At 57.3% G+C, this 26045-nt stretch carries 23 protein-coding genes and 1 pseudogene; 13 read left to right on the top strand and 11 right to left on the bottom strand.

The features are described 5' to 3' along the window. Window positions 1–3 precede the first annotated feature (3 nt). Genes hemX through hemC form a run of 3 tightly spaced genes read right to left on the bottom strand, consistent with a single transcriptional unit; the run spans window position 4 to window position 2894 of the window. Window positions 4–1194 (bottom strand): uroporphyrinogen-III C-methyltransferase, encoded by a 1191-nt coding sequence (gene hemX, locus K7H21_RS26900; RefSeq protein ID WP_049114610.1) that lies wholly within the window; start codon window positions 1192–1194, stop codon window positions 4–6. Window positions 1195–1215: 21 nt separating this feature from the next. Beyond that, window positions 1216–1956 (bottom strand): uroporphyrinogen-III synthase, encoded by a 741-nt coding sequence (gene hemD / locus K7H21_RS26895; protein WP_004127436.1) that lies wholly within the window; start codon window positions 1954–1956, stop codon window positions 1216–1218. Next, on the bottom strand, window positions 1953–2894 hold the full coding sequence (gene hemC / locus K7H21_RS26890) for a hydroxymethylbilane synthase (RefSeq protein ID WP_032741995.1): 942 nt from the start codon (window positions 2892–2894) through the stop codon (window positions 1953–1955). Before hemC ends, hemD begins: the two co-directional genes overlap by 4 nt. A gap of 346 nt (window positions 2895–3240) precedes the next feature. On the opposite strand from hemC, the gene cyaA reads away from it, so the two are divergent. Beyond that, complete coding sequence (gene cyaA / locus K7H21_RS26885; protein ID WP_032741996.1) at window positions 3241–5790, top strand: class I adenylate cyclase; 2550 nt, start codon at window positions 3241–3243, stop codon at window positions 5788–5790. An 80-nt stretch (window positions 5791–5870) separates the two neighbouring features. Here cyaA and cyaY read toward each other — a convergent pair whose 3' ends face one another. The 4 genes from cyaY to K7H21_RS26865 form a co-directional block, all read right to left on the bottom strand. Beyond that, window positions 5871–6191 (bottom strand): iron donor protein CyaY, encoded by a 321-nt coding sequence (cyaY, locus tag K7H21_RS26880; protein WP_004097546.1) that lies wholly within the window; start codon window positions 6189–6191, stop codon window positions 5871–5873. Between the two features lie 44 nt (window positions 6192–6235). Continuing rightward, window positions 6236–7819, bottom strand: coding sequence for an MFS transporter (locus tag K7H21_RS26875; RefSeq protein WP_112167219.1), 1584 nt, complete (start codon window positions 7817–7819; stop codon window positions 6236–6238). Between the two features lie 86 nt (window positions 7820–7905). Continuing rightward, entirely contained in the window at window positions 7906–9582 is a 1677-nt protein-coding gene (locus tag K7H21_RS26870; RefSeq protein ID WP_223035478.1) for an MFS transporter, read from the bottom strand. 200 nt (window positions 9583–9782) lie between these two features. After that, window positions 9783–11429 (bottom strand): amidohydrolase, encoded by a 1647-nt coding sequence (locus tag K7H21_RS26865; protein ID WP_223035477.1) that lies wholly within the window; start codon window positions 11427–11429, stop codon window positions 9783–9785. Between the two features lie 132 nt (window positions 11430–11561). Between K7H21_RS26865 and pdxR the strand changes: the two genes are divergently transcribed. The 9 genes from pdxR to corA all read left to right on the top strand — a co-directional run bounded on the left by pdxR (window position 11562) and on the right by corA (window position 20104). Next, window positions 11562–13037: a MocR-like pyridoxine biosynthesis transcription factor PdxR gene (pdxR, locus tag K7H21_RS26860; protein WP_032741999.1), complete on the top strand. Its 1476-nt coding sequence runs from the start codon at window positions 11562–11564 to the stop codon at window positions 13035–13037. Window positions 13038–13186: 149 nt separating this feature from the next. Next, window positions 13187–13390: an LPS translocon maturation chaperone LptM gene (gene lptM, locus K7H21_RS26855; protein ID WP_024360622.1), complete on the top strand. Its 204-nt coding sequence runs from the start codon at window positions 13187–13189 to the stop codon at window positions 13388–13390. Window positions 13391–13415: 25 nt separating this feature from the next. Further along, window positions 13416–14240, top strand: coding sequence for a diaminopimelate epimerase (gene dapF / locus K7H21_RS26850; protein WP_004127458.1), 825 nt, complete (start codon window positions 13416–13418; stop codon window positions 14238–14240). Then, the gene (locus K7H21_RS26845) at window positions 14237–14944 is read left to right on the top strand and encodes a DUF484 domain-containing protein (RefSeq protein WP_004127460.1); all 708 of its coding nucleotides are present in this window, start codon (window positions 14237–14239) and stop codon (window positions 14942–14944) included. The genes dapF and K7H21_RS26845 overlap by 4 nt, the downstream gene beginning before the upstream one ends. Then, on the top strand, window positions 14941–15843 hold the full coding sequence (xerC, locus tag K7H21_RS26840; protein WP_004127462.1) for a tyrosine recombinase XerC: 903 nt from the start codon (window positions 14941–14943) through the stop codon (window positions 15841–15843). Before K7H21_RS26845 ends, xerC begins: the two co-directional genes overlap by 4 nt. Continuing rightward, a complete protein-coding gene (gene yigB, locus K7H21_RS26835) occupies window positions 15843–16559 on the top strand; it encodes a 5-amino-6-(5-phospho-D-ribitylamino)uracil phosphatase YigB (RefSeq protein WP_004127464.1) in 717 nt (238 codons plus the stop codon). Before xerC ends, yigB begins: the two co-directional genes overlap by 1 nt. Window positions 16560–16636: 77 nt before the next feature. Next, window positions 16637–18799 carry a DNA helicase II gene (gene uvrD / locus K7H21_RS26830; RefSeq protein WP_004127467.1) on the top strand — a complete coding sequence of 721 codons (2163 nt, stop codon included), beginning with the start codon at window positions 16637–16639 and terminating at the stop codon, window positions 18797–18799. Window positions 18800–18947: 148 nt separating this feature from the next. Then, window positions 18948–19004, top strand: a complete 57-nt coding sequence (gene ysgD, locus K7H21_RS29450) for a YsgD/CorL family protein (protein WP_349817343.1) — start codon at window positions 18948–18950, stop codon at window positions 19002–19004. 149 nt (window positions 19005–19153) lie between these two features. After that, complete coding sequence (corA, locus tag K7H21_RS26825; protein ID WP_004097564.1) at window positions 19154–20104, top strand: magnesium/cobalt transporter CorA; 951 nt, start codon at window positions 19154–19156, stop codon at window positions 20102–20104. A gap of 41 nt (window positions 20105–20145) precedes the next feature. Here corA and rarD read toward each other — a convergent pair whose 3' ends face one another. Then, window positions 20146–21039, bottom strand: coding sequence for an EamA family transporter RarD (rarD, locus tag K7H21_RS26820; protein WP_142467946.1), 894 nt, complete (start codon window positions 21037–21039; stop codon window positions 20146–20148). Between the two features lie 49 nt (window positions 21040–21088). Further along, entirely contained in the window at window positions 21089–21553 is a 465-nt protein-coding gene (yigI, locus tag K7H21_RS26815; RefSeq protein ID WP_004097567.1) for an acyl-CoA thioesterase YigI, read from the bottom strand. Window positions 21554–21708: 155 nt separating this feature from the next. On the opposite strand from yigI, the gene pldA reads away from it, so the two are divergent. The 3 genes from pldA (at window position 21709) to rhtC (ending at window position 25160) form a co-directional block, all read left to right on the top strand. Beyond that, window positions 21709–22581 (top strand): phospholipase A, encoded by an 873-nt coding sequence (gene pldA, locus K7H21_RS26810; protein WP_049114613.1) that lies wholly within the window; start codon window positions 21709–21711, stop codon window positions 22579–22581. 67 nt (window positions 22582–22648) lie between these two features. After that, window positions 22649–24475: an ATP-dependent DNA helicase RecQ gene (gene recQ / locus K7H21_RS26805; RefSeq protein WP_004127477.1), complete on the top strand. Its 1827-nt coding sequence runs from the start codon at window positions 22649–22651 to the stop codon at window positions 24473–24475. 61 nt (window positions 24476–24536) lie between these two features. Next, on the top strand, window positions 24537–25160 hold the full coding sequence (gene rhtC / locus K7H21_RS26800) for a threonine export protein RhtC (RefSeq protein WP_004127480.1): 624 nt from the start codon (window positions 24537–24539) through the stop codon (window positions 25158–25160). A gap of 42 nt (window positions 25161–25202) precedes the next feature. Here rhtC and K7H21_RS29295 read toward each other — a convergent pair. Together K7H21_RS29295 and rhtB are read right to left on the bottom strand one after the other, a co-directional pair. Then, window positions 25203–25395 (bottom strand): annotated as a pseudogene (locus tag K7H21_RS29295) (ISNCY family transposase); the annotation flags it as partial. 24 nt (window positions 25396–25419) lie between these two features. Beyond that, window positions 25420–26040 (bottom strand): homoserine/homoserine lactone efflux protein, encoded by a 621-nt coding sequence (gene rhtB / locus K7H21_RS26795; RefSeq protein ID WP_004127485.1) that lies wholly within the window; start codon window positions 26038–26040, stop codon window positions 25420–25422. Window positions 26041–26045: the final 5 nt, after the last annotated feature.

Genomic DNA, 26045 nt, shown 5'->3' with positions numbered 1-26045 from the left:
GCGTTACTCTCCTTGTGGCGCAGGCGTTGGCGCGTGGGCAGCAGGTGCCGGCGCGGGAGCCGGAACGCTGGTCTGGGTTTCAGCCGGCTGCGCCATCAGATTACGTACCCGCGTTTGCATCAGTTTCTCAAGCAGCGCCTGGCTCTGCAGGCTCTCTGGTACGTTCATGGTGATGCTTTGCTGGCTGAGCTTATCCACATCCTCAAGGAAGGCTTTAGTGGTGGCGTCTTCAGTATCGTAGTAGGCGCGAACCCAGGTTGAGACGTTATCCAGCGCCTGTTTGTAGGTTTCTTCTTGATGGCGCGGAACGGCCTGCGCCGCGACCAGCAGACGCGAGCGAATGTTTTCGCGCAGGTAGACGTCCTGGTTTGGCGCCAGCAGCGGTACGGCGGTCTCATCGCGGCGGCGAACGGTAATAAAGCTGTCCATAAAGTTCTGCCAGCTTTTTTGCAGGTTTACCCGCCACTCGCTAATGGAGCTGGATAGCTCATCGCTATCGGAATCCATCGGGGTGTCATCGTCGTTATTGTCCGCCAGGCGTAAATTATCGATCTGGTTGGCGAGCTGGTTAACCTTCAGAATGATGCCGTCATAGTCCACCTGACTTACGGCGGAGAGCGAGGCGATATCGTCGGTGATGGCGCGACGGGCGCTAATCAGGCTTGGATCGTTCATGTCGGCGAGGCTGGCGTCGGCGCTTTTCAGCAGCGCGGCGGCGGTCGTCACATCCTGATCGCCCCACAGCTTACGTCCGGCCAGTTTCACGAGGAAATCAGCCTGCGCGAGCAGCCAGGTTTTTGCGTCGCTGCCGGAAATGACCGCGACCTTTTCCTGCACTTCTTCCAGCTTCTTCGCCAGAGCATCCTGCTGACGCTGTGCTTGCGTCAGCTGCTCGGTCTGCTGCTTAATGATGCTTTCAAGCTCGCTTTTTTGATTTTCCTGCGCTTTTTGCAGCGCGGCGATCTGGCTGGATAGCCCGGCGCTGGCTTCGCTCTGGCGGGTCGCCTGGGTCTTCGTCAGGCCATAAAGACCTATGCCAGCGGCGAGGGCGATAGCGATAGCTATGGCGCTCAGAGCGAGGCTGGTTTTACTGCCGCCGTTTTTCTTTTCTACGTTATTTTCTGGCTGTGGCGTTGTGTCCACGGCCTCCCTGGTCTCTTCAACCACGGCGGATTGATTCTGTTGTTCCGTCATTATGGCTTCCAATGTTGAGAGTTATTGTAATGCGCGTAGCAGCGCATCGTTGTCGGCGCTATCGGCAACCTGGATATCCTGCCAGCCCAATTCCCTGGCCTGTTCGGCCAGACGTTCACTGACAACTAAAATGCGACAGCTCAGGAGCCAACGTTCGCGATACCACTGTGGTATTAGCGCCCAGAGCTGCTGCAGCATCTCGCCGCTGGTAATGACCAGCGTTGAAACCCCGCGGGACTGCCAGCGCATTGCTTCTTCTGCGCCATCATAGTGCCTCGCACTACGTTGATAACATTCACAAAAAGTGACATCGGCACCGCGTTCGCGAAGCGTGTCGCCGAGTAATTCTCGCCCGCCGTTGCCGCGCAGGATGAGCGCTTTTTTCCCCGCAATGTTTTGTAATTCAGGTAATTGTAGCAAGACTTCGCTGATTTCCCGATCTAACGGGTAGCGAACTTGTCGATTGCTGACTTTATGCAGGGCCAGCGCGGTGGTGCGGCCAATGGCAAAATAGTCGGGCGCCGTGGGCCAGCGCAGCCCCTGCTGCTGGAGGCGAGCGTGGGCAAACTCAACGGCATGCTGTGATAGCGCGAAGAGTAAATCGCCCGCCGCCAGGCTTGCCAACTGGGCGCTCAGCTCAGGGAGCTGTCGACCCGGGGTAAACTCGATGAGCGGAAAGCTCCAGGCCACGCGTCCCAGCGCGCGCAGGCGGCTGACTAACTCTTCGCCTTGCGGCAGCGGACGGGTAACCAGAATGCTCATCGTGGCGCTTCTCCTGCGTAAACGACGGCGAGAATGTCGCGCGCGCCGTTATCCAGAAGTTCTTCGGCAAGGGAGACACCCAGCGTTTCGGCATCTTCCGGACGACCGCGCCGCTCGCCGCGTACCGTGTGCGAGCCATCCGGTGCGCCAACCAGCGCGCGCAGCCATAGCTCACCGTCGATCAGTTCGGCATAGCTGCCGATAGGCACCTGGCAACCGCCTTCAAGCCGGGTGTTCATCGCCCGTTCAGCGCGTACGCGTATGGCCGTTTCCGTATGGTTCAGTGGGGCCAGCAGCGCTTTGGTCCATTCGTCGTCAAGGCGACACTCAATGCCGACCGCGCCCTGGCCGACGGCGGGCAGAGATTGCTCCGGCGTCAGCGGTTGACGAATACGTGCCTCAAGGTTCAGGCGCTTAAGCCCCGCGGCGGCAAGAATGATCGCGTCGTACTCGCCGCTATCGAGCTTGCTTAAACGAGTGCCAACGTTGCCGCGCAGGGAGCGGATGGTGAGATCCGGCCGCGCTGCGGCCAGCTGACACTGGCGACGTAAACTTGATGTGCCAACGACGCTGCCGTGCGGCAGTTCATCAATGGAAGCGTAGTGGTTCGAGACAAACGCATCGCGCGGATCTTCTCGTTCACAAATGGTCACCAGTCCTAGTCCAGCGGGAAATTCCACCGGCACGTCTTTCATGGAATGGACGGCAATATCGGCGCGGCCTTCCAGCATGGCCAGCTCTAACTCTTTCACAAAGAGACCCTTGCCGCCCACTTTTGCAAGGGGCGTATCAAGGATCACGTCGCCGCGGGTGACCATCGGCACCAGTTCAACAGAAAGCCCCGGATGACAGTCTTCCAGACGCTCTTTCACATAATGTGCCTGCCATAGCGCAAGCGGGCTTTGCCGTGTGGCAATTCTCAAAACTTTGTCTAACATGCTTGTTACCGTCATAGTCGACCACTAACCATCCTAACATTGTTGTCTTAGGGATGTTAGTTTTGTGGGGGTAAGGGTCGCGGCCATCATTTTAGCCTTTCATGCGTTTGCGGGTTGCCGCAAACGTAGTGAAGAATTTACACGTAGTAAAGGGTGCTACACTTGTATGTAGCGCATCTTTCTTTACGGTCAATCCGCAAGGTGTTAGATTGATCACGTTTTAAACCATTTGTCAGTCAGCAGCTCATCACAACCACACCGACGACGAATGGTGACGGTTTTTGTTGAAATACTGAAACTCTCCGTACTATTGTACGTCGGGTTTTTGAACATCAGGCGATATGTCTTGTACCTCTATATTGAGACACTGAAACAGAGACTGGATGCCATCAACCAATTGCGCGTGGATCGCGCCCTTGCTGCCATGGGACCCGCTTTCCAGCAGGTTTACAGTCTACTGCCGACATTACTACATTATCATCACCCGCTGATGCCGGGTTACCTTGACGGTAACGTTCCCCGTGGCATTTGCCTCTACACGCCTGATGAAACCCAACGCCACTACCTTGACGAGCTTGAACTCAATCGTGGAATGCTGACCCAGGAACCGCCGAAAGGCGAGCTGCCCATCACTGGCCTTTACTCCATGGGCAGTACTTCTTCCGTTGGGCAAAGCTGTTCTTCCGACCTTGATATCTGGGTTTGCCATCAGTCGTGGCTGGATAGCGAAGAGCGCCAGCTGCTGCAGCGAAAATGCAGCCTGCTGGAAAGCTGGGCTGCGTCGTTGGGCGTTGAAGTGAGCTTCTTCCTGATCGACGAAAACCGCTTCCGCCATAACGAAAGCGGCAGCCTGGGCGGTGAAGACTGCGGTTCGACCCAGCATATCCTGCTACTGGATGAGTTTTACCGCACCGCGGTGCGCCTTGCCGGGAAGCGTATTCTGTGGAATATGGTGCCGTGCGAGGAAGAAGAGCATTACGATGATTACGTGATGAGCCTCTACGCGCAGGGCGTGCTGACGCCGAACGAATGGCTGGATCTCGGCGGTCTGAGCTCCCTCTCGGCGGAAGAGTACTTCGGCGCCAGCCTGTGGCAGCTGTATAAAAGCATCGACTCGCCCTATAAAGCGGTGCTGAAGACGCTGCTGCTGGAAGCGTACTCCTGGGAGTACCCCAACAACCGTCTGCTGGCGAAAGATATCAAGCAGCGCTTGCATGACGGTGAAATCGTATCGTTTGGCCTCGACCCTTACTGCATGATGCTGGAGCGCGTCACGCTCTATCTGCAGGCTATCGAGGATGAAACGCGCCTCGATCTGGTGCGTCGATGTTTCTATTTAAAAGTGTGCGAGAAGCTGAGCCGCGAGCGTGCCTGCGTCGGCTGGCGCCGTGAAGTCGTCAGCCACCTGGTTAAAGAGTGGGGCTGGGATGAAAAGCGTCTGATGATGCTCGATAACCGGGCCAACTGGAAGATTGACGAAGTCCGTAAAGCGCATAACGAGCTGCTTGATGCGATGATGCAGAGCTATCGCAACCTGATTCGCTTTGCGCGTCGCAACAACCTGAGCGTTTCCGCCAGTCCGCAGGATATTGGCGTGCTGACGCGTAAGCTGTACGCCGCCTTTGAAGCGCTGCCGGGGAAAGTGACCCTGGTTAACCCGCAAATTTCGCCGGATCTGTCTGAGCCGAATCTGACCTTTATCCATGTGCCGCCCGGCCGTGCCAACCGTACCGGCTGGTATGTCTATAACCGCGCGCCGGATATGGAGTCGATCATCAGCCACCAGCCGCTGGAATATAACCGTTATCTTAATAAGCTGGTGGCCTGGGCCTGGTTTAACGGCCTGCTGACGTCACGCACTCGCCTGTTTATTAAGGGCAACGGCATTGTCGATCTGGCTAAACTGCAGGAGATGGTGGCCGATGTGGCGCACCACTTCCCGTTGCGCCTGCCGTCCCCGACGCCGAAAGCGCTGTATAGCCCGTGCGAAATTCGCCACCTGGCGATTATCGTCAACCTCGAATATGATCCGACGGCGGCCTTCCGCAATCAGGTGGTGCATTTTGACTTCCGTAAGCTCGATGTTTTTAGCTTCGGCGAAGAGCAAAAATGCCTGATTGGCAGCATCGATCTGCTGTACCGCAACTCGTGGAACGAGGTGCGAACGCTGCATTTTAACGGCGAGCAGGCGATGATCGAAGCGCTGAAAACCATTCTCGGCAAGATGCATCAGGACGCCGCGCCGCCGGATAGCGTGGAGGTCTTCTGCTATAGCCAGCATTTGCGCGGCCTGATCCGCACTCGCGTGCAGCAGCTGGTTTCTGAATGCGTTGAGCTACGCCTCTCCAGCACCCGTCAGGATACCGGCCGCTTTAAAGCGCTGCGCGTATCCGGGCAGACCTGGGGGTTGTTTTTCGAGCGCCTTAACGTCTCGGTACAGAAGCTGGAAAACGCCATCGAATTCTACGGCGCGATTTCGCATAACAAACTGCACGGCCTGTCGGTGCAGGTGGAGACCAACCACGTCAGGCTGCCGCAGGTGGTGGATGGTTTTGCCAGCGAAGGGATCATTCAGTTCTTCTTTGAAGATGCGGATAACGATAACGGATTTAACATCTATATTCTTGATGAGAGCAACCGCGCCGAGGTGTATCACCACTGTGAGGGCAGCAAAGAGGAGCTGGTGCGCGACGTCAGCCGCTTCTACTCTTCATCGCATGACCGCTTTACCTACGGCTCCAGCTTTATCAACTTTAACCTGCCGCAGTTTTATCAAATCGTCGACGTCGACGGTCGCGAACAGGTGATCCCGTTCCGCAGCCAGGTGATTGCCGCCGCTACCGCTTCAGCCGGTCAGGATGCCGCAACGTCGCCAATGCTGCAGCACTACTCCTGAGAAAGGGTAGCGTGCGGCATAGGGTTATGTAGCCCGGATAAGGCGCCAGCCGCAATCCGGGGAACTCGAATCACGCGCGCTTAGCGAAAACTCACCGCTTCACCGGCCTGCGCGGTCGCCGCCTGTTCCAGCAGATCCCAGAACGTTTCGCCGCTGCGGTCGCATACCCACTCGTCGCCTTTCAAGTCGAAATGGTAGCCGCCTTGTTTTGTCGCCAGCCATACCTGGTGCAGCGGCTCCTGGCGGTTGATAATAATTTTGCTGCCGTTTTCAAAGCTGATAGTCAGCACGCCGCCGTTGATTTCACAGTCGATATCGCTGTCGCCATCCCAGTCGTCGAGACGCTCTTCGATGGTCATCCACAGGGTATCGGCCAGGCGATGGAATTCACTGTCGTTCATGGTTCTTTCCCGCTTTTTTGATCGTGGCGGCAGTATAGCGCAATCTACGATGACTTCGGCAGATGGCGAAGGCGGATAAGCAGTAGAGACGTCACGATGGCCATCGCCAGCAGCCCATAGCGCGCGCTTTCCATCCGGCTCTGTTGATAATGCTGCAGAATGCTATAAATATCACCGGTCGCCAGGCTTTGTGTCTGGATAAGCTGATGAAAAGTTCGATCGCTCGTCCACGGGATAAACGTGAGATGGCCGATGGCCTGTCGGGCGGCCAGGCTGATTGCCACATCGTGCTGTACCTGATATTTCATCATGAAGGTCAATACCGTTAGCATGACGGTACTGATTAACGCCATTCCTAATGCTTGCCCGATATCGCGCGAGGCGGCCTGAACGCCGCCGGACTGTTCGGCGTGCCGATTCCCTGCGCCCGTGGTGACCAGTATCGGGGCATTGGTCGCGATGGTGCCCATCCCCGCGCCGATTAAACAGAGCCCTGACGCCATCAGTACAGGGGTAAATCCCGTCACGTGCAGCGCCGCGGCGGCAACCAGAGCGCCGGCGATTCCCGCAGTCAGCCCCATCTGGCACTGGCGGCGAGGGTTTCGCTGCTGAATGAGCAGCGGTAAACCCAGAGAACAGGCGGCGAGACAGATCGCAAAAGGGAGTATCAGCAGCCCTGTTTCCATCGCCGATACGCTTTTAACAATCTGCACAAAACTCACCACGGTAAAAATAGCCGAACTGTAGGCAAAAAATATCCAACCCGTGAGATAGAGCCCGTGGCGCACCAGGCGGGTTTTCAGGAAAACCGCGGGCAGCAGAGCGTGGCCGGTGGCGGCTTCAAAATGACGTTCCCAGCGCAGCATCATCACCAGCACAATCAGGCCGCACAGGATGACGAAAGGGGCGGGGCTCAGGCCGAGAATGCTCACTGCGGCGTCGAAAGGCATAATCAGTCCCCAGACCGGGATGCGCAGAATGCCGAAAATGGTCAGAAACAGCCCCAGGGTGCCTAACAGGAAACCCGGGGTATCGAAGGGGATAGCGGCGCGTTTGTTTTCTGATACCGGGATGATGACAGAACAGATGAGAATAAGCAGCGCCAGCAGGCCCAGCGAGGCAAACGCGATGCGCCAGCCGACGTGGTCCAGTAAATATCCGCATAGAATGGGCCCGCAGGCGAATGAAATGCCGCTGGAGGCGCCAAGCGCGCCAAAAGCGGCAACCCGTCGTCGCTGCTGATACAGGGCAGAGATCAGGCCAAAAACGGCGGGGATCATCAGGCTACCGCCTATCCCGGCGGTCAGACGCGCGCCCCAGGTGAAGAGCGTGATCGATGGCGAAAAAAAGGCGCAGATTTCGGCGAGGATAAAAATCAGGCATCCGATGCGAAACAGCATCCGCCAACCCCAGATACACCCCAGCATTCCGCCCGCCACCATAAACGTGCCCGCAATCAACGGATACATGGTATTCGCCGTACTGACCTGTCCAAGCGTCGCGTGCAGGTCGTTCATTAGCGCCTGCGTGGCGATACTCAACGTCACGTTATCGGCGGAGGCCAGAAACTGTGCGCAGCACAAGACAATCAAAGGTAACCAGTTTGTCGGTGTAGGGTTGGTGGTCACAGATTGTTCCTTTTTGATAGAAACGACAAAACGCGCCCTTCCTCGCGGGAGGGGCGCGTTATTGTTAGTTATCTTTTGATCTTAACTCAGATTTTCGACTTCTTAGCACGCGGCTCTTCTCCTGCTGCGTCGTCAGACCCTTTGGCGCGGACGGGGAGATTGCGCGTCCCGAATAAAAACAGCAGCGTCATGACCGCGGTGGCGACCATGCCCGCTCGCGTAGCTTTCAGGCGGGCGGTTTTATAGACCTGGTTGAGTTCCGTCACATCCTTTTGATTCACGCCTTGATCCAGCATTAGCTTTGAGAAGCCGGTATCGCTGAGATAAGGAATGACGGAGATATTCGCCACTTTTTGCTGTGTATCCTGGCTCAGCGAAGCGTCGTGGCTCGCCATATCCTGCACTGTCATGGTGATCGCCGTCAGCATCACCATACCGCAAACCGCCACGCCGATTGCCTGGCCGACGTTACGCGAAGTCGCCTGCACGCCGCCCGACTGCTGTGCATCGCGCGCCGGCAGGGCGCTGGTAACAATATAGCTGGAATAGGCGGAAACGATGCCCATACTGACGCCAATCAGACACATCCCTACCGGCACGATCATGCTGAAATCAGACGGGCCGAAGCCGAAGATGCACAACACGGAGCCCAGCGTGCCGATGAGCAGCGCGCTCTGGCACATCCGTTTCGGATTCGCGTTTTTCCAGACGATCGGCAGCCCCAGCGAAAAGACCACGACGCCCAGCGCAAACGGCAGAATGAGCAGGCCGGTTTCAATACCGTTCAGTCCGGCAACTACCTGCACGAAGCTCACGGTCACGAAAATACCGGAACCGTAGGCGAGGAAGATAAACGCCGTCAGATAGAGACCGTTACGCACCTGCGGCGTTGCGAGGAACGACAGCGGGATCAGCGCGCTGCCGGTGGTGGCTTCGCGATGGCGCTCCCACTTCAGCATAATCGCCAGCACGATCAGACCAAACAGGACGAGGAACGGCGCCGGGCTAAGGCCCATAACGGTGAACGGCGCGTTAAACGGCGTAAACAGACCCCAGCTTGATACTTTCAGGAAGCCGAGGATCACGCTGAACAGGCCGATGACGGTCAGGACGACGCCGGGCAGATCGAACACCACTTTGCGTTCAGGTTTTGCCGGCGTAGGGACCAGGAAGGAGCCGCTGAAGATGACGATGCACAGGCCGGCGATAGCGGCAAACGCGGCGCGCCAGCCGAGGTGGTCAACCAGCAGGCCGCAAATCAACGGGCCGGCGGCGAAGGAGACGCCGCTAGCTGCGCCGATAGCGCCAAAGGCGATCGCCTGCTGGCGGCCTTTGTAGTTACTGGCGATAAGCCCCAGCACCGACGGGATCATAAAGCTTCCGCCAATACCGGAAAGCAGACGGGCGCCGTAGGTGAAGACCAGCATGTTCGGTGAGAAATAAGCGGTCAGTTCGGCGAGAAACAGCAGCGCGCAGCCGATGCGGAAGGTTTTCTTCCAGCCCACGATAAGCCCGGCCATTCCGGCGGCGACCATCAGAGACCCCGCGGCCAGCGAGTACATCGCGTTGGCGATGCTGATGAGATCCATTGAGGCGTGCAGGTCGCTGACCAACGCGCCGGTAGCGATGCTCAGCGTGGCATTATCGCCGGATGTCGAGAGCTGGGCGAGGCACAGTACCAGAAGCGGCAACCATTTCATCGCCGTATCGGCGGCCGCGTTGCGCGATATGCCGGGAGAGTTAATTACTGAATTTGTCGTCATGATAGTGTTCTGTGGTTAATTTCAGGCAATCTACACATCATCCTTCAAGCTGCCTCTGTGTTGGCTGCCTGCGTTTACCCCAGTCACTTACTGTCGTAAGCGCCAGGGGACTCTCTAAGTGCCGCCTTGATGCAACGTGAATGATTTTGTGTAATAGCTATCCGCCCGACGACGCCGGGTGGATAATGTTCGCAACAGGATTACTGGATTTGCTGTTTCTTACCGCCCAGCACGGTGCCCCAGACCTTCACATCTTTGAGCTGAATCGGCTCGATGGCCTGCGGATCCTCTTCCAGCACGGTGAAGTCGGCGTATTTACCGCATTCGATGCTGCCGATCAGATGGTCCATTTTCATGGTCCACGCTGCGCCGAGTGTCATCGCGTGCAGTGCTTGATCGACGGAGATTTTCTCCGCTTCGCCCAGCACGCGCCCGGATGCCGTCAGACGGTTAACCGCGCACCAGCCGGTGAACAGCGGGTTGATGGGGGTGATACCGCAATCGCTGTGGAAGGCGAAAGGAATAGCGTGACGCACTGCGCTGCCGCAGGCATCCATACGCATCGCGCGCTCCGGGCCCATGGTTTTGCTGTAGTGCTGATCGCCCCAGTAATAGACGTGATTGCTGAAAAAGTTCACGCACATCCCCATTTCTTTGATGCGTTTGAACTGGTCTTCACGCAGCATTTGCGCGTGCTGCATTACCGCGCGGTGGTTAACTGCCGGAATACGATTCAGGGTTTTCTCGACGGCTTTAATGAACGCTTCCGAAGCCTCGTCGCCGTTACAGTGGCAGTGAACCTGGTAGCCGCGGGACATAATGTCGTAGACCTGCTGCTCCACCTCTTCCGGTGTAGCGTTCCACGCGCCGTTGTGACCATCGAGATAATAGAAGGGCTCCAGCATTCTTCCTGAACCGCCCTGGATAGAACCATCGAGGAAGATTTTCATCGGGCCGAAGTGCATTTTTTCGTGCCCGTGACGCATCACGTCCGGCGCGAAATCCAGCGCTTCCTGGAAGGGTTTCTTCAAGAACGGAGGACCGTAGGCTACCAGCAGGCGAATCGGGAAATCCTCTTCACGGGTCATGCGGATGTAGTTGGTCATCAGCTCGGGGTTGCTGAAATCGGTCAGGCCCATATCGGCAGCGCTGGTACAGCCTGCGCGAAACGCTTCCTGGCCAAAATTGGCGATGGCGATTTCGGTGGTGAGCTCGTCCCAGAAACCATATTTATTCAGGATTGGCCCCATGGCGGCGAATTCCACCAGCTCACCGTGCAGCGTACCGTCCTGATTTTTCACCACCCCTTCAATCTGGCAGTCGTCAAATATTCCGCAGTCGTGCAGCGCAGCGGTATTGGCGCCCATCAGGTGAATGCTCATATGGATAACGGCGACCGGACGGGTGGTTGAGACACGGTCCAGATGTTCGCGTCCCAGCTTTTCGCTGCCGAAATAAATAGGATCGACGCCCCATGCGATCAGCGGCGCGTGTGGATCGGTCATCTCACGTTCAACCGCCTGCAGCGCGCTGACGACGTCGTCGAATGAGCGGCAGCCTTGCCAGATTTTACCGGTATGGTCCGGGCGATCGTAGTAACCCACATAGGGGAACTGCCACATGCCGCCGCCGGTGACGTGGGAGTGGGCTTCAATCAGGCCGGGCATTAACACTTTGTCGGCAAAGGTCTCGTCCAGCTGGTATTCGCCGAAGCCAGTGAGTTCTTCAAGCGTGCCGGTACCTAAAATACGGTCGCCGCGCACCGCGACATGGGTGGTTTCCGGGCGGTTCGGACACATCGTAATGATTTTTTTTGCGGCAAAAATCGTGATTTCTGATGCTGACATAGTAGGCTCAATCATTCAGGGTTCAGAGAGCGATGAAAGGCATCGCTTTCATCATGAGTATTAATGCGCCTATGCTAATTGTCATATTGGATGTATAACAGGACCAAAAACCCACGATATTAAGGTGCCAATTTGTCGGTTGCTCTGCCTTTTGATTTAACGGGAATAAAGCTGGATGCTGGCAGAAAGCGTAGCGAGCAGCTTTATCGCGCCCTGAGAGAGAAGATGATGAATACGCCCGGTCTTCACGGGGCAAAGCTACCCGCGACCCGTGAGCTGGCGCGGCTGCTGGGGGTGTCTCGCAATACGGTAGTTTCGGTCTACGAGCGCTTATATGCCGACGATTTGATTGAAACCCGCCAGGGCGACGGCACCTATATACGTTACCGCGGGCAGGAGGTTGAAGAAGGCCCTGAAGTGCCTGAATTTCCTGCCTTACGCGTAGACTCGCGCCTGCCGCTGACGGCGCGGTTTAATCGCCATTTTGTTCACGACGGCCCGCCGAAGGCTTTTCGCATCGGTATGCCCGCGATTGACCATTTCCCGTTTGATACCTGGTCGCGTTTGCAAAACCGCTTCTGGCGGCGGCGACCCATCGCGCAAATGGGCTACGGCGTACCGGCGGGAGATCTACAGCTGCGCGAGCTTATCGCCAGCTATCTGCACACCTCGCGCGGCCTGAAGTGCGACCCGGCCCAGGTGATTATTACCCTTGGCGCACAGCAGGCGATTATGCTGTGTTCCGCGCTGCTGCTGCGCGCCGGGCAGGACGTCATTATGGAAAACCCCTGCCACTGGGCAGCGGCGGGCGTATTCTCCTGCCTTGGTTTGAATATTAAAGCGATTAACGTTGATGATGAGGGACTTCAGGCGGCGCAGTTGACGGATTATCCCGACGCCAGGATGGTCTACGTAAGCCCGTCATGCCAGTACCCGACGGGCGCGACGCTGTCGCTATCGCGGCGGATGGCGCTGCTGGAGTGGGCCAGAAAGCATCAGGCGTGGATTATGGAGGATGATTACGACGGCGAGTATCGCTATAACGGTACGCCGCTGATGCCGCTCGCCGCGCTGGATAACCGCCATCGGGTGATTTATATCGGTTCGTTTTCCAAAGTGATGTATCCCGCGCTACGCCTGGGCTACATGGTGGTTCCGCAACCGCTGGTGGAACCGCTGAACCTGCTGCGCACGCTATCCACCCGCCAGCCGCCAATGAACGACCAGCAGGTGATGGCGAGCTTTATTTCGGAAGGCCATTTCCAGCCCCATATCCGCCGAATGCGCAGAATCAGTAAAAGCCGCCGCGACCTGCTGCTGGCCGAGTGGAATCAGCATCTGAGCCATATTGGCGTGATGCCGGAAGTCGCCTCGGGACTACATGCGGCGATTACGCTGGAGGATGCTGAAACCGAAAACCGTCTCGTTAGCCAGGCCCTGGCGGCAGGTGTTGAAATTACCCCGCTGAGCGCGCTGTGGATCCCCGGTACGCCTGAAAGCCGCCATCATTACGGCGTGGTGCTGGGATTTGCCGGCGTAATGGAAGCGGATATTGTGCAGTCGATACAGGTGTTAAAGAAATGCTGGAAGCGAGCTCCGCTAAAATGAATCACCAGAGCATATCCATCAACGCTTTTGCGCGGTAACTCTGGTGGAACGGCGCTTTTCTGATTTCATAAAGCTGTCCTAAACGCTTGCTTTTACGCCTTCTCCTGCGATGATAGAAAGCAGAAAGAATGAATTACGGGCAACTATCCATGAAAAACGTTTTCCCAGCGCTTGCCGTTTTATTAGCGGTCCTCAGCCTGACCGGCTGTGGTCTGAAAGGGCCGCTTTATTTCCCGCCAGCGGATAAAACGGCGCCTCCGCCGACTAAACCGGTTGATAGCGGTATCCAGAGCTCTACGCCGGATCGTAACGATCGCGGCGATAGCGGTGGTCCGACCCAGGTGAATTACTGACAGTTCCGCGCTGCTGGAGTAGATGATGCAGTTCTCTAAGATGCATGGCCTTGGCAATGACTTTATGGTCGTTGACGCGGTAACTCAGAATGTTTTTTTCTCCCCGGAACTGATTCGCCGTCTGGCGGATCGGCATCTTGGTGTGGGCTTCGATCAGCTGCTGGTGGTTGAGCCGCCCTACGATCCAGAGCTCGATTTCCACTATCGCATCTTCAATGCAGACGGTAGCGAAGTGGCGCAATGCGGCAATGGCGCGCGCTGTTTCGCCCGCTTTGTGCGCCTGAAAGGCCTGACCAATAAACGTGACATCCGCGTGAGTACGTCAAATGGCCGTATGGTATTAAGCGTGACGGAAGACGATTTGGTGCGCGTGAATATGGGCGAGCCGAACTTCGAACCGTCGCAGGTGCCGTTTCGCGCGAACAAAGCGGAAAAGACCTATATCATGCGCGCCGCCGAACAGACAGTATTGTGCGGCGTGGTATCGATGGGTAATCCGCACTGCGTTATTCAGGTCGATGATGTGGAAACCGCGACGGTGGAAACGCTCGGTCCGGTGATGGAAAACCACGAGCGCTTCCCGGAGCGAGCGAACATCGGCTTTATGCAGGTGGTCAGCCGCTCCCATATTCGTCTGCGCGTGTATGAACGCGGCGCGGGTGAAACGCAGGCCTGCGGCAGCGGCGCCTGTGCGGCGGCGGCAGTAGGTATCCAGCAGGGTTTACTGGGCGAGGAGGTCCGCGTGGAATTACCCGGCGGGCGTCTTGATATCGCCTGGAAAGGTCCGGGCCAACCGCTGTATATGACTGGCCCGGCGGCACATGTCTATGACGGATTTATTCATTTATGAAACAAGTCGGGGAAGAACAGCAGGAACTCGCCAGCGAGCTGAACGATCGCGCAGTGGTGGACTATCTGTTGCAACATCCTGAATTCTTTATTCGTAATGCGGCGCTGGTGGAGCACATGTCGGTTCCGCATCCGGTACGTGGTTCGGTCTCGCTGGTGGAATGGCATATGGCGCGGGCGCGGAATCATATCAACGTGCTGGAAGAGAATATGTCGCTGCTGATGGCCCAGGCGACGGCGAACGAAAGCCTGTTTCAGCGCCTGTTTGATCTCCAAACGCGGCTGGCGGCGGCCGATAGCCTTGATGAAATGCTCAACCGCTTTCATCGCTGGGCGCGCGAGCTGGGGCTGGCGGGCGCGACGGTGCGCCTGTTTCCCGACAGCTGGCGGCTCGGCGCGCCCTCTAAATTCACCCATCTGGCGATAAGCCGTCAGGCGTTTGAGCCCATACGCATCCAGCGGCTTGGCCAGCAGCGCCACTATCTTGGCCCATTGAACGGTCCGGAACTGCTGGTGGTGCTGCCGGAAGCAAAAGCCGTGGGTTCGGTGGCGATGTCGCTGCTGGGGGGAGATGAAGCGCCCGGCGTGATGCTGTTCAGCAGTCGCGACCCTCAGCACTATCAACAAGGCCAGGGAACGCAGCTTTTGCAGGAAATTGCGTCGATGCTCCCGGGATTGCTGGAGCGCTGGATCGAGCGCGCATGACCGCCTCACCGCTGTTGCCTTCCGTAGAGCGCTTTTTACGCTATCTCGGCGTCGAGCGTCAGTTGAGTCCAATAACGCTGCTGAACTACCGCCGTCAGCTGGAGACGCTTATCGCGCTGGCGGAAAACGCCGGGCTGAAAAGCTGGCAGCAATGCGATGCCGCCCAGGTCCGTAACCTGGCGGTACGCAGCCGTCGTCAGGGACTGGGTCCAGCCAGCCTGGCTTTACGCCTCTCCGCCTTACGCAGCTTCTTTGACTGGCTGGTGAGCCAGGGCGAACTGGCGGCCAATCCGGCAAAGGGGATTTCGGCGCCGAAAACACCGCGCCATTTACCGAAAAATATCGACGTCGACGACGTTAACCGACTGCTGGATATCGATCTCAACGATCCGCTGGCGGTACGCGACAGGGCGATGCTGGAAGTGATGTACGGCGCGGGGCTGCGTCTCTCGGAGCTGGTGAATCTCGACATTAAGCACCTCGATCTGGAATCCGGCGAGGTGTGGGTGATGGGCAAAGGCAGCAAAGAGCGCCGCCTGCCGATTGGCCGCAACGCGGTGGTGTGGATTGAGCACTGGCTCGACCTGCGCGGCCTGTTCGGCGCTGATGAAGACGCCCTGTTCTTATCGAAACTGGGCAAGCGAATTTCCGCGCGTAACGTGCAAAAGCGCTTTGCCGAATGGGGCATTAAGCAGGGCCTCAACAGCCACGTGCATCCGCATAAGCTGCGCCACTCCTTCGCGACCCATATGCTGGAGTCGAGCGGCGATCTGCGCGGGGTGCAGGAGCTGCTGGGTCATGCGAATCTGTCCACCACTCAAATTTATACCCATCTTGATTTTCAACACCTTGCGTCGGTGTACGATGCGGCGCATCCGCGCGCCAAACGGGGGAAATAATGCGTTTTTACCGACCTCTTGGCCAGATTTCAGCACTGACATTTGACCTGGACGATACCCTTTATGACAACCGCCCGGTGATTGACCGAACGCTGCATGAGTCGCTGAGTTTTGTGCGCAGCTACCATCCGTCGCTGAGTCAATTTGACGCCAGCGAACTCAACCGGCTGCGCCAGACGCTGCTGGCCTCAGAGCCGGAAATTTACCACGATGTCACCGAGTGGCGCCGCCGCGCGCTGGAGCTGGGGATGATCAACGCCGGGCTTTCTGCGGCGCTGGCGAAAACGGGGGCGGATGAAGCGATGGCCAACTTCGCCCACTGGCGCAGCCTGATCGACGTCCCGCAAGAGACGCACGATACGCTGGCGAAGCTGGCGGAAAAATGGCCGCTGGTGGCCATTACCAACGGCAATGCCCGGCCGGAACTTTTTGGCCTGAGCGACTACTTCCGTTTCGTGCTGCGCGCCGGTCCGGACGGGCGTTCTAAACCTTTTGCCGATATGTATCATCTGGCGGCAGAGCGGTTGGCGCTGCCGCTGGCGCAGATTCTGCACGTTGGTGACGATCTGACGACCGACGTGGCGGGCTCCATTCGCTGCGGCATGCAGGCCTGTTGGATCAAACCGCAGGGCGCAGACCTGATGCGCACCGCCGACAGCCGTCTGCTGCCGCACATCGAAATTTCACGGTTGGCATCTCTGACCTCGCTGATATAATCGTCAGTAGTTCTGTATAAATTAACAGTAGCCCGGTGAACTGAACGTTGCCGGGCGTCTCATTTCCGGCGGTGCCAATGGACGTTTCTTACCTGCTCGACAGCCTTAATGACAAACAGCGTGAAGCCGTTGCGGCATCACGTACGAATATGCTGGTTCTGGCAGGAGCGGGCAGCGGTAAGACGCGCGTGCTGGTACACCGCATCGCCTGGCTGCTGAGCGTTGAGAACTGTTCCCCTTACTCCATTATGGCGGTGACCTTTACCAACAAAGCGGCGGCGGAGATGCGCCATCGTATTGGCCAACTGATGGGCACCACCCAGGGCGGTATGTGGGTCGGTACTTTCCACGGCCTGGCTCACCGGCTGCTACGCGCCCATCACCTTGACGCCAACCTGCCGCAGGACTTCCAGATCCTCGACAGCGAAGACCAGCTGCGTCTGCTTAAGCGTTTGATTAAGGCAATGAACCTCGATGAGAAGCAGTGGCCGCCGCGTCAGGCGATGTGGTACATCAACGGCCAGAAAGACGAAGGCCTGCGCCCGCACCATATTCAGAGCTACGGTAACCCGGTGGAGCAGACCTGGCAGAAGGTGTATCAGGCCTATCAGGAAGCCTGCGATCGCGCGGGACTGGTGGATTTCGCCGAGCTGCTGCTGCGCGCGCACGAACTGTGGCTGAATAAGCCGCATATCCTGCAGCACTACCGCGAGCGCTTTACCAATATCCTGGTTGACGAATTCCAGGATACCAACAACATTCAGTACGCGTGGATCCGCCTGCTGGCGGGGGATACCGGCAAGGTGATGATCGTCGGCGATGACGATCAGTCGATCTACGGCTGGCGCGGCGCGCAGGTAGAGAACATCCAGCGCTTCCTCAACGATTTCCCCGGCGCGGAAACTATTCGCCTCGAGCAGAACTATCGTTCGACCAGCAATATCCTCAGCGCGGCCAACGCCCTGATTGAGAACAACAGCGGGCGGCTGGGTAAAAAATTGTGGACCGACGGCGCCGACGGCGAGCCGATTTCGCTTTACTGCGCGTTTAACGATCTTGATGAGGCGCGTTTTGTCGTCAACCGTATCAAAACCTGGCAAGAAAACGGCGGGGCGCTGGAGCAGTGCGCGATTCTGTATCGCAGCAACGCCCAGTCGCGCGTGCTGGAAGAGGCGCTGCTGCAGGCCAGCATGCCGTATCGTATTTATGGCGGCATGCGCTTCTTCGAACGTCAGGAGATTAAAGATGCGCTCTCCTATCTGCGTCTGATCGCCAACCGTAATGACGACGCGGCGTTTGAGCGCGTGGTGAATACCCCGACGCGCGGCATTGGCGATCGCACGCTGGACGTGGTGCGTCAGACCTCGCGCGACCGTCAGCTGACGCTGTGGCAGGCCTGTCGCGAACTGTTAAAAGATAAAGTCCTCGCCGGACGCGCCGCCAGCGCCCTGCAGCGTTTTATGGAGCTTATTGACGCGCTGGCGCAGGAAACCGCCGATATGCCGCTGCACGTGCAGACCGACCGGGTGATTAAAGACTCCGGCCTGCGCATGATGTACGAGCAGGAGAAAGGCGAGAAAGGCCAGACGCGTATTGAAAACTTAGAGGAGCTGGTGACGGCAACGCGCCAGTTCAGCTACAACGAAGAAGATGAAGATCTCATGCCGCTGCAGGCGTTCCTCTCGCACGCGGCGCTGGAGGCTGGAGAAGGACAGGCGGATACCTGGCAGGACGCGGTACAGCTGATGACCCTGCACTCGGCGAAAGGGCTGGAGTTCCCTCAGGTCTTTATCGTTGGGGTGGAAGAGGGGATGTTCCCGAGCCAGATGGCGCTGGATGAGGGCGGCCGCCTGGAAGAAGAACGCCGGCTGGCCTACGTCGGTGTCACCCGCGCGATGCAGAAGCTCACGTTGACCTACGCGGAAACTCGCCGCCTGTATGGCAAAGAGGTGTATCACCGTCCGTCGCGCTTTATCGGCGAGCTGCCGGAGTCGTGCGTAGAAGAGGTACGGCTGCGGGCGACGGTGAGCCGTCCGGTCAGCCATCAGCGGATGGGGACGCCGATGGCGGAAAACGACACCGGCTATAAGCTTGGCCAGCGCGTGCGCCATGCCAAGTTTGGTGAAGGGACGATCGTTAACCTCGAAGGTAGCGGTGAACACAGCCGCCTACAGGTTGCGTTTCAGGGGCAGGGGATCAAATGGCTTGTCGCGGCCTACGCGCGGTTGGAAACAGTGTAACAGTAAGAAAAATATAATAATTTTGTAATATTCTGCTACCTTTATACGTTAAGGAGCTTGATTTGCTCTTTAGCGTTCCGTTGCGTGTTGACGCCGTTTTTGCGCTGGCGTAACATGCGCGCACGATTACGCTAAGAGGACATTCGCCTTGGACACACCCAGTAGATGCTGGCTCAATTTCCTGCCCATCAGGAACAACTCCTAAGGCTATCCTCTTATGCTGATAGCCTTAGCGGTTGTCGGCGACCCGTTCTATTCCCGTCGCTCTGAGTCAGGCTGAATGGTCTGAAACCCAAATTGTTTCTGTGTGCCCACCGAACTGTCCGATAATTTTTTGCATTGGGAGTCCCGGTCATGCTGAGCGCATTTCAACTGGAAAACAATCGTTTAACGCGTCTTGAAGCCGACGAGATCAAGCACCTCGCCAGTTCGGTGTGGGTCGATTTGGTCGAGCCTGACGACGATGAACGAAGCCGCGTGCAAACGGAATTGGGCCAGAACCTGGCGACGCGCCCGGAGCTGGAGGACATCGAAGCGTCAGCGCGTTTCTTTGAGGATGAAGACGGCCTGCATATCCACTCATTTTTCTTTTTTGAAGATGCTGAGGATCACGCCGGTAACTCTACCGTGGCGTTCACTATCCGCGAAGGGCGTCTGTTCACCCTGCGCGAACGGGAGCTGCCCGCTTTCCGCCTGTATCGCATGCGCGCCCGCAGCCAGTCTATGGTGGACGGCAACGCCTACGAGCTGCTGCTGGACCTGTTCGAAACCAAAATTGAGCAGCTGGCGGATGAAATCGAAAACATCTACAGCGACCTGGAAAAGCTCAGTCGGGTGATCATGGAAGGCCGTCAGGGCGACGACTATGACGAGGCGCTCTCGACGCTGGCGGAGCAGGAAGATATCGGCTGGAAAGTTCGCCTGTGTCTGATGGATACCCAGCGCGCGCTGAACTTCCTCGTGCGTAAAGCCCGTCTGCCGGCAGGCCAGCTTGAGCAGGCGCGTGAGATCCTGCGCGATATCGAATCTCTGCTGCCGCACAACGAATCGCTGTTCCAGAAGGTTAACTTCCTGATGCAGGCGGCGATGGGCTTTATCAACATCGAGCAGAACCGCATCATCAAAATCTTCTCGGTGGTCTCCGTGGTGTTCCTGCCGCCGACGCTGGTGGCATCCAGCTATGGGATGAACTTTGAGTTTATGCCCGAGCTGCACTGGAGCTTTGGCTATCCCGGGGCGATTGTCTTTATGATGCTCGCCGGTCTGGCGCCCTATCTGTACTTTAAACGCAAAAACTGGCTGTAAAAAAAGGAGCTTCGGCTCCTTTTTTGCGTATCAGTTTGGCTCTATGCCCTACGCGTCCGGCGTATTGTGTAAACCGCATCCATCACGAAAATCGCCAGCGCCACCCAGATAAAGGCGAAGGTCACCATTTTATCCGCACCCGGCACTTCGCCGTAGAAGGTTACCGCCAGCAGGAACATCAGCGTCGGGCCGATATACTGGAAGAAGCCCAGCGTAGAAAGGCGCAGGCGGGTTGCCGCGCCGGTAAAGCACAGCAGCGGGATGGTGGTCACCACGCCTGCCGCCATCAGCAGCAGGTTCAGCGACCACGGGTTCTGCCCCATATGGCTGGTCGGGCTATCGGCGATGCCAAACAGATATATCGCGGCGACTGGCAGCAGCCAGAGCGTTTCAAACAGCATCCCGGTTTGCGCATCCACGGCGATCTTTTTACGCAGCAGGCCGTAAAAAGCGAAGCTGAAGGCCAGGCCCAGGGCGATAATCGGTAGCGAGCCGAAGGTCCAGAGCTGTACCAGCACGCCGCAGGCGGCCAGCAGCACCGCCAGCCACTGCATCCGACGGAAACGCTCCCCGAGGAAGATCATCCCCAGCAGAATGTTCACCAGCGGGTTGATAAAGTAGCCCAGGCTGGCTTCCAGCATATGATGGTTATTCACCGCCCAGATAAACAGCAGCCAGTTACCGCCCACCAGCACCGCAGAGAGCGCCAGCAGCAACACTTTTTTTGGCGTCTTCAGCAGCCTTTTGACCTGCGGCCACTGGCGGCTGACGCTAATCAGCGCCACCATGAAGAAGAAGGACCAGATCACGCGGTGAGTCAGGATTTCATCGGCGGGAACATAGTAGATAAGCTTGAAGTACGCTGGCGCGATACCCCAGATAAAATAGGCGGCCAGGGCCAGGAGAACCCCTACCCGCGTTTGTTTAGCGTCCATCGGTACAAATCCATTGCCAAAGAGAGTGATGTTACTCGATTTAGGCCGATCAACCCACCATATACGTCGCTGTGGCGCTGGCGATATACACCTGCTCTTCGTTATGCAACTCGACGCGGGCTACCGCCACTTTGTTACCGGCGCGCAGCAGGCTGCTGGTAGCGGTAAAGCGTTCCCCGCGGCCCGGACGCAGGTAGTCGACGCGCAAATCGATGGTACCCATCCGCGACAGACGCTGGCGCAGCTCTTCTTCATTAATGGTATCGTGGCGAGTCAGTGTGCTGCCGACGCATACCAGCCCGGCGGCAACGTCCAGCGCGGAGGCGATCACTCCGCCATGTAAAATACTCTGCGCCCAGTTGCCGACCATCATCGGCTGGTTGTTGAAACTCAGCTGGGCAAATTCCTTTTCATAGCGCTCCAGCTCCAGTCCTAAGGCGCGATTAAACGGCATATGGTAGACGAAGATCTCTCCCACCAGCTTCAGGGCGGCGGCGGCGGTCAGTTCAGACATAACAACATTTCCAAAGGTTAATGAAATGTTGATTTTATGCTTCTAAAATATTGATTTCTACTTTAAGAACGGATAACAGGTCAGATGCCGCATAAATAGGTAGAATGCTGCCTGGGTTAAACAGAAATAATAAATATCCATCCAGGAGAACAGCAATGCGTATCTCTTTGGCCTGCCTGCTGGCGCTTATTGCGCTTCCGGCCGGCGTTCTGGCGCAGGACGCGCCGGTGAATAAACAGGTCCACGACACCCCTGCCGTTCGCGGGAGTATTATCGCCAACCTGTTACAGGATCATGATAATCCGTTCCTGCTCTATCCCTATGAGAGCAACTATTTGCTCTATACGTGGACCAGCGATCTTAACAAAGAAGCGATTCGTAGCTACGACTGGGCCGAGAACGCGCGTAAAGATGAAGTGAAATTCCAGCTCAGCCTGGCGTTTCCGCTGTGGCGGGGGATACTCGGCGAAAACTCGCTGCTGGGCGCTTCGTATACGCAAAAATCCTGGTGGCAGCTCTCCAACAGCAAAGAGTCCGCGCCGTTTCGCGAAACCAACTATGAGCCGCAGCTGTTCCTCGGTTTCGCGACCGATTACTCGTTCGCTGGCTGGACGCTGCGCGACGTTGAGATGGGTTATAACCACGACTCTAACGGCCGTTCCGATCCCACCTCCCGCAGTTGGAACCGCCTCTATACCCGGCTGATGGCGCAAAACGGCAACTGGCTGGTCGAGGTGAAGCCCTGGTACGTGATTGGCAGCACCGACGATAATCCGGATATCACCAAATATATGGGTTATTACCGCCTGAAAGTGGGCTATCAACTGGGCGACGCCATTCTCAGCGCCCAGGGACAATATAACTGGAATACCGGCTACGGCGGTGCCGAGCTCGGGGTGAGCTATCCGATCACCAAACACGTGCGCGTCTATACTCAGGTCTATAGCGGTTATGGCGAGTCGCTCATCGATTATAACTTCAATCAGACCCGCGTCGGCGTCGGGCTGATGCTCAACGATCTGTTTTAATCGTTGCACTCTGGCTCTCAGGCGCTGAAAATAGCGCCTGTTTTCTTTTCAGGCATATGGGGTCAACGTGGCGCAGGCGGAAGTATTGAATCAGGAATCGCTGGCTAAGCAGGTTTTACAAGAGACCTTCGGCTACCAGCAATTTCGCCCGGGCCAGGAAACCATCATTGATACGGCGTTGGCCGGGCGCGATTGCCTGGTGGTGATGCCAACCGGCGGCGGCAAGTCGCTGTGTTATCAGGTTCCGGCGCTGGTACTGGGCGGTCTCACCGTCGTGGTATCGCCGCTTATTTCCTTGATGAAGGACCAGGTCGATCAACTGCTGGCTAACGGCGTGGCGGCGGCGTGCCTGAACTCAACGCAGAGCCGGGAGCAGCAGCAGGACGTGATGGCCGGCTGCCGCAGTGGGCAGATTCGCCTGCTGTATATCGCCCCGGAGCGCCTGATGCTGGACAACTTCCTTGAGCATCTTACGCACTGGAATCTGTCGATGGTGGCGGTAGACGAGGCGCACTGTATATCCCAGTGGGGACACGATTTCCGTCCGGAATATGCCGCGTTAGGGCAGCTGCGCCAGCGGATACCGCACATCCCGTTTATGGCGCTGACCGCCACGGCCGATGACACTACGCGTCGCGACATTGTCCGCCTTCTGGACCTGAACGACCCGCTCATTCAGGTCAGCAGCTTCGACCGTCCCAACATCCGCTATATGCTGATGGAGAAGTTTAAGCCGCTGGATCAGCTGATGCGCTACGTGCAGGACCAGCGCGGTAAGTCGGGCATTATCTACTGCAATAGCCGGTCAAAAGTGGAAGATACCGCCGCTCGCCTGCAAAGCCGCGGCATCAGCGCCGCGGCCTACCACGCCGGGCTGGAAAACCATATCCGCGCCGACGTGCAGGAGAAATTCCAGCGCGACGACCTGCAAATCGTAGTGGCAACGGTGGCCTTCGGTATGGGTATCAACAAACCGAACGTCCGCTTTGTGGTGCATTTCGATATTCCCCGCAATATTGAGTCTTATTACCAGGAGACCGGGCGCGCCGGGCGCGATGGGCTGCCTGCCGAAGCGATGCTGTTTTACGATCCGGCGGATATGGCGTGGCTCAGACGCTGCCTTGAAGAGAAGCCTGCCGGGCCGCTGCAGGACATTGAACGCCATAAGCTCAACGCGATGGGGGCCTTTGCCGAAGCGCAAACCTGCCGCCGTCTGGTGCTGCTCAACTACTTTGGTGAGGGGCGCCAGGAGCCGTGCGGCAACTGCGATATCTGCCTCGACCCGCCGAAACAGTACGACGGCTTAATGGATGCGCGTAAGGCGCTGTCGACGATTTACCGCGTCAACCAACGTTTTGGTATGGGCTATGTCGTGGAAGTGCTGCGCGGCGCTAATAACCAGCGTATTCGCGATATGGGGCACGATAAGCTGCCGGTCTACGGTATCGGGCGCGAACAGAGCCATGAGCATTGGGTCAGCGTTATCCGTCAACTTATTCATTTGGGGCTGGTGACGCAGAATATTGCCCAGCACTCTGCGCTACAGCTTACCGAGGCCGCGCGTCCGGTCCTGCGCGGCGACGTAACGCTACAGCTTGCCGTACCGCGTATTGTGGCGCTGAAGCCGAAAGCGATGCAGAAATCCTTCGGCGGTAATTACGATCGTAAGTTGTTCGCTAAGCTGCGCAAACTGCGTAAAGCGATTGCCGACGAAGAGAATATCCCGCCCTACGTGGTGTTTAACGATGCGACGCTAATTGAAATGGCCGAGCAAACGCCGCTGACGGCCGGTGAGATGCTCAGCGTCAACGGTGTCGGTACGCGTAAGCTTGAGCGCTTTGGTAAAGAGTTTATGGCCCTGATCCGGGCGCACGTGGATGGCGATGATGAGTAGTCAGCCAGACGAAAAAGTGCAAATATAGTTTTCGTCCTGACTATTTTCCTGCGAGTTAATCATGTTGACGCTTTTCTTCACCGTGGCGCTGGTGCATATCATTGCGCTGATGAGTCCTGGCCCGGACTTTTTCTTTGTCTCACAAACCGCTGTTAGCCGCTCCCGCAAAGAGGCGATGATGGGCGTGCTGGGGATCACCTGCGGGGTGATGGTATGGGCGGGCGTAGCCCTGCTCGGCCTGAACCTGATTATCGAGAAGATGGCCTGGCTGCATACCATTATTATGGTCGGCGGCGGACTGTATCTGTGCTGGATGGGCTTCCAGATGCTGCGCGGCGCGCTGAAAAAAAGCGAAGCGGCAGCGGCGGTTGAGCCTCAGGTCGAACTGGCGCGCAGCGGCCGGAGCTTCCTGAAAGGGCTGCTGACTAATCTGGCTAACCCAAAAGCGATTATCTATTTTGGCTCCGTGTTCTCGCTGTTTGTCGGTGACAGCGTCAGTTCCGGCGCGCGCTGGGGGATTTTCCTGCTGATCGTACTGGAGACGCTGGCCTGGTTTATGGTGGTTGCCAGCCTGTTCGCCCTTCCGGGCATGCGCCGCGGCTACCAGCGGATGGCGAAGTGGATCGACGGCATCGCCGGTACGCTATTCGCTGGCTTCGGTATTCATCTGATTATTTCGCGTTAACCCTTCAGCGTCCCGCCCAGGAGATTATGGGCGGGCCGGGTATTAATGACGGAGCTGCTGCAAATCGTCGGACGTGAGGCCGGTCATTTCCATAACCGCAATAGTATCAATGCCCGGCTCGAGCATGGCCTTTGCGACGTTAAGAAGCGCAGCACGTTCGCCCTCTTTTATGCCTTCCTTAATTGCCCTTCTGCATACCTTCCTCAAGCCATTTCTCTGCCAGAGTCATCAGTACGGTAATTTGTTGTTTATCTATACATCAGGCGTGGCGGGCGGAAGCCAGCAGGGCGCCGACCAGCATAAACAGGGAGCCAAAGACCTTGTTTAGCGCTTTCATCTGCTTCGGTCCCTTAATCCACGCGGCAATACGCTGCGCCAGCGTGGCGTAGCCAATCATCACGATAATATCGACCACGATGGTGGTGATGCCGAGCACGAGGTACTGCATCACCTGGGGCTCATTCGGCACGATAAACTGCGGGAACAGCGCGGCGAGGAACACGATGCTTTTCGGGTTGGTCAGATTTACGAAGACCGCGCGTTTAAAGAGTTTGCCGCGGGTCTGCGCTTTCGCCAGGGTGTTAAGATCGATAGAGCCGGCAGCTCGCCATTGCTGAATGCCGAGCCAGATAAGATAAGCGGCACCCGCCCATTTAAGAATTTCAAAGGCCAACAGCGAACGGGAAAACAGCGTGCCCAGGCCAATACCCACCAGCACAATATGGATGCCGAGCCCGGTCTGCAGACCGGCAATAGAGGCCGCCGCGCCGCGATAGCCATGGTTGATTGAGGTGGTCATGGTATTTATCGCCCCGGAGCCGGGTGACAGGCTGAGAATAATCGATGTCAGCAGATAGGCAAACCACCACTCGAACGTCATGAGAA

The sequence above is a fragment of the Klebsiella sp. CTHL.F3a genome, assembly GCF_019890895.1.
Classification (GTDB): domain Bacteria; phylum Pseudomonadota; class Gammaproteobacteria; order Enterobacterales; family Enterobacteriaceae; genus Klebsiella; species Klebsiella grimontii.
Note: the sequence above shows the minus strand (reverse complement) of the source record. Positions and strands in the feature narration are given on the sequence as shown.

Coding starts and splice junctions, on each gene's coding strand:
- dapF (WP_004127458.1), top strand. CDS start 13,416: ATGCAGTTCTCTAAGATGCATGGCCTTGGCAATGACTTTATGGTCGTT.
- xerC (WP_004127462.1), top strand. CDS start 14,941: ATGACCGCCTCACCGCTGTTGCCTTCCGTAGAGCGCTTTTTACGCTAT.
- lptM (WP_024360622.1), top strand. CDS start 13,187: ATGAAAAACGTTTTCCCAGCGCTTGCCGTTTTATTAGCGGTCCTCAGC.
- cyaY (WP_004097546.1), bottom strand. CDS start 6,191: ATGAACGACAGTGAATTCCATCGCCTGGCCGATACCCTGTGGATGACC.
- pldA (WP_049114613.1), top strand. CDS start 21,709: ATGCGTATCTCTTTGGCCTGCCTGCTGGCGCTTATTGCGCTTCCGGCC.
- rhtC (WP_004127480.1), top strand. CDS start 24,537: ATGTTGACGCTTTTCTTCACCGTGGCGCTGGTGCATATCATTGCGCTG.
- rhtB (WP_004127485.1), bottom strand. CDS start 26,040: ATGACGTTCGAGTGGTGGTTTGCCTATCTGCTGACATCGATTATTCTC.
- K7H21_RS26865 (WP_223035477.1), bottom strand. CDS start 11,429: ATGTCAGCATCAGAAATCACGATTTTTGCCGCAAAAAAAATCATTACG.
- hemC (WP_032741995.1), bottom strand. CDS start 2,894: ATGTTAGACAAAGTTTTGAGAATTGCCACACGGCAAAGCCCGCTTGCG.
- corA (WP_004097564.1), top strand. CDS start 19,154: ATGCTGAGCGCATTTCAACTGGAAAACAATCGTTTAACGCGTCTTGAA.
- rarD (WP_142467946.1), bottom strand. CDS start 21,039: ATGGACGCTAAACAAACGCGGGTAGGGGTTCTCCTGGCCCTGGCCGCC.
- yigI (WP_004097567.1), bottom strand. CDS start 21,553: ATGTCTGAACTGACCGCCGCCGCCGCCCTGAAGCTGGTGGGAGAGATC.
- K7H21_RS26870 (WP_223035478.1), bottom strand. CDS start 9,582: ATGACGACAAATTCAGTAATTAACTCTCCCGGCATATCGCGCAACGCG.
- hemX (WP_049114610.1), bottom strand. CDS start 1,194: ATGACGGAACAACAGAATCAATCCGCCGTGGTTGAAGAGACCAGGGAG.
- K7H21_RS26845 (WP_004127460.1), top strand. CDS start 14,237: ATGAAACAAGTCGGGGAAGAACAGCAGGAACTCGCCAGCGAGCTGAAC.
- yigB (WP_004127464.1), top strand. CDS start 15,843: ATGCGTTTTTACCGACCTCTTGGCCAGATTTCAGCACTGACATTTGAC.
- hemD (WP_004127436.1), bottom strand. CDS start 1,956: ATGAGCATTCTGGTTACCCGTCCGCTGCCGCAAGGCGAAGAGTTAGTC.
- uvrD (WP_004127467.1), top strand. CDS start 16,637: ATGGACGTTTCTTACCTGCTCGACAGCCTTAATGACAAACAGCGTGAA.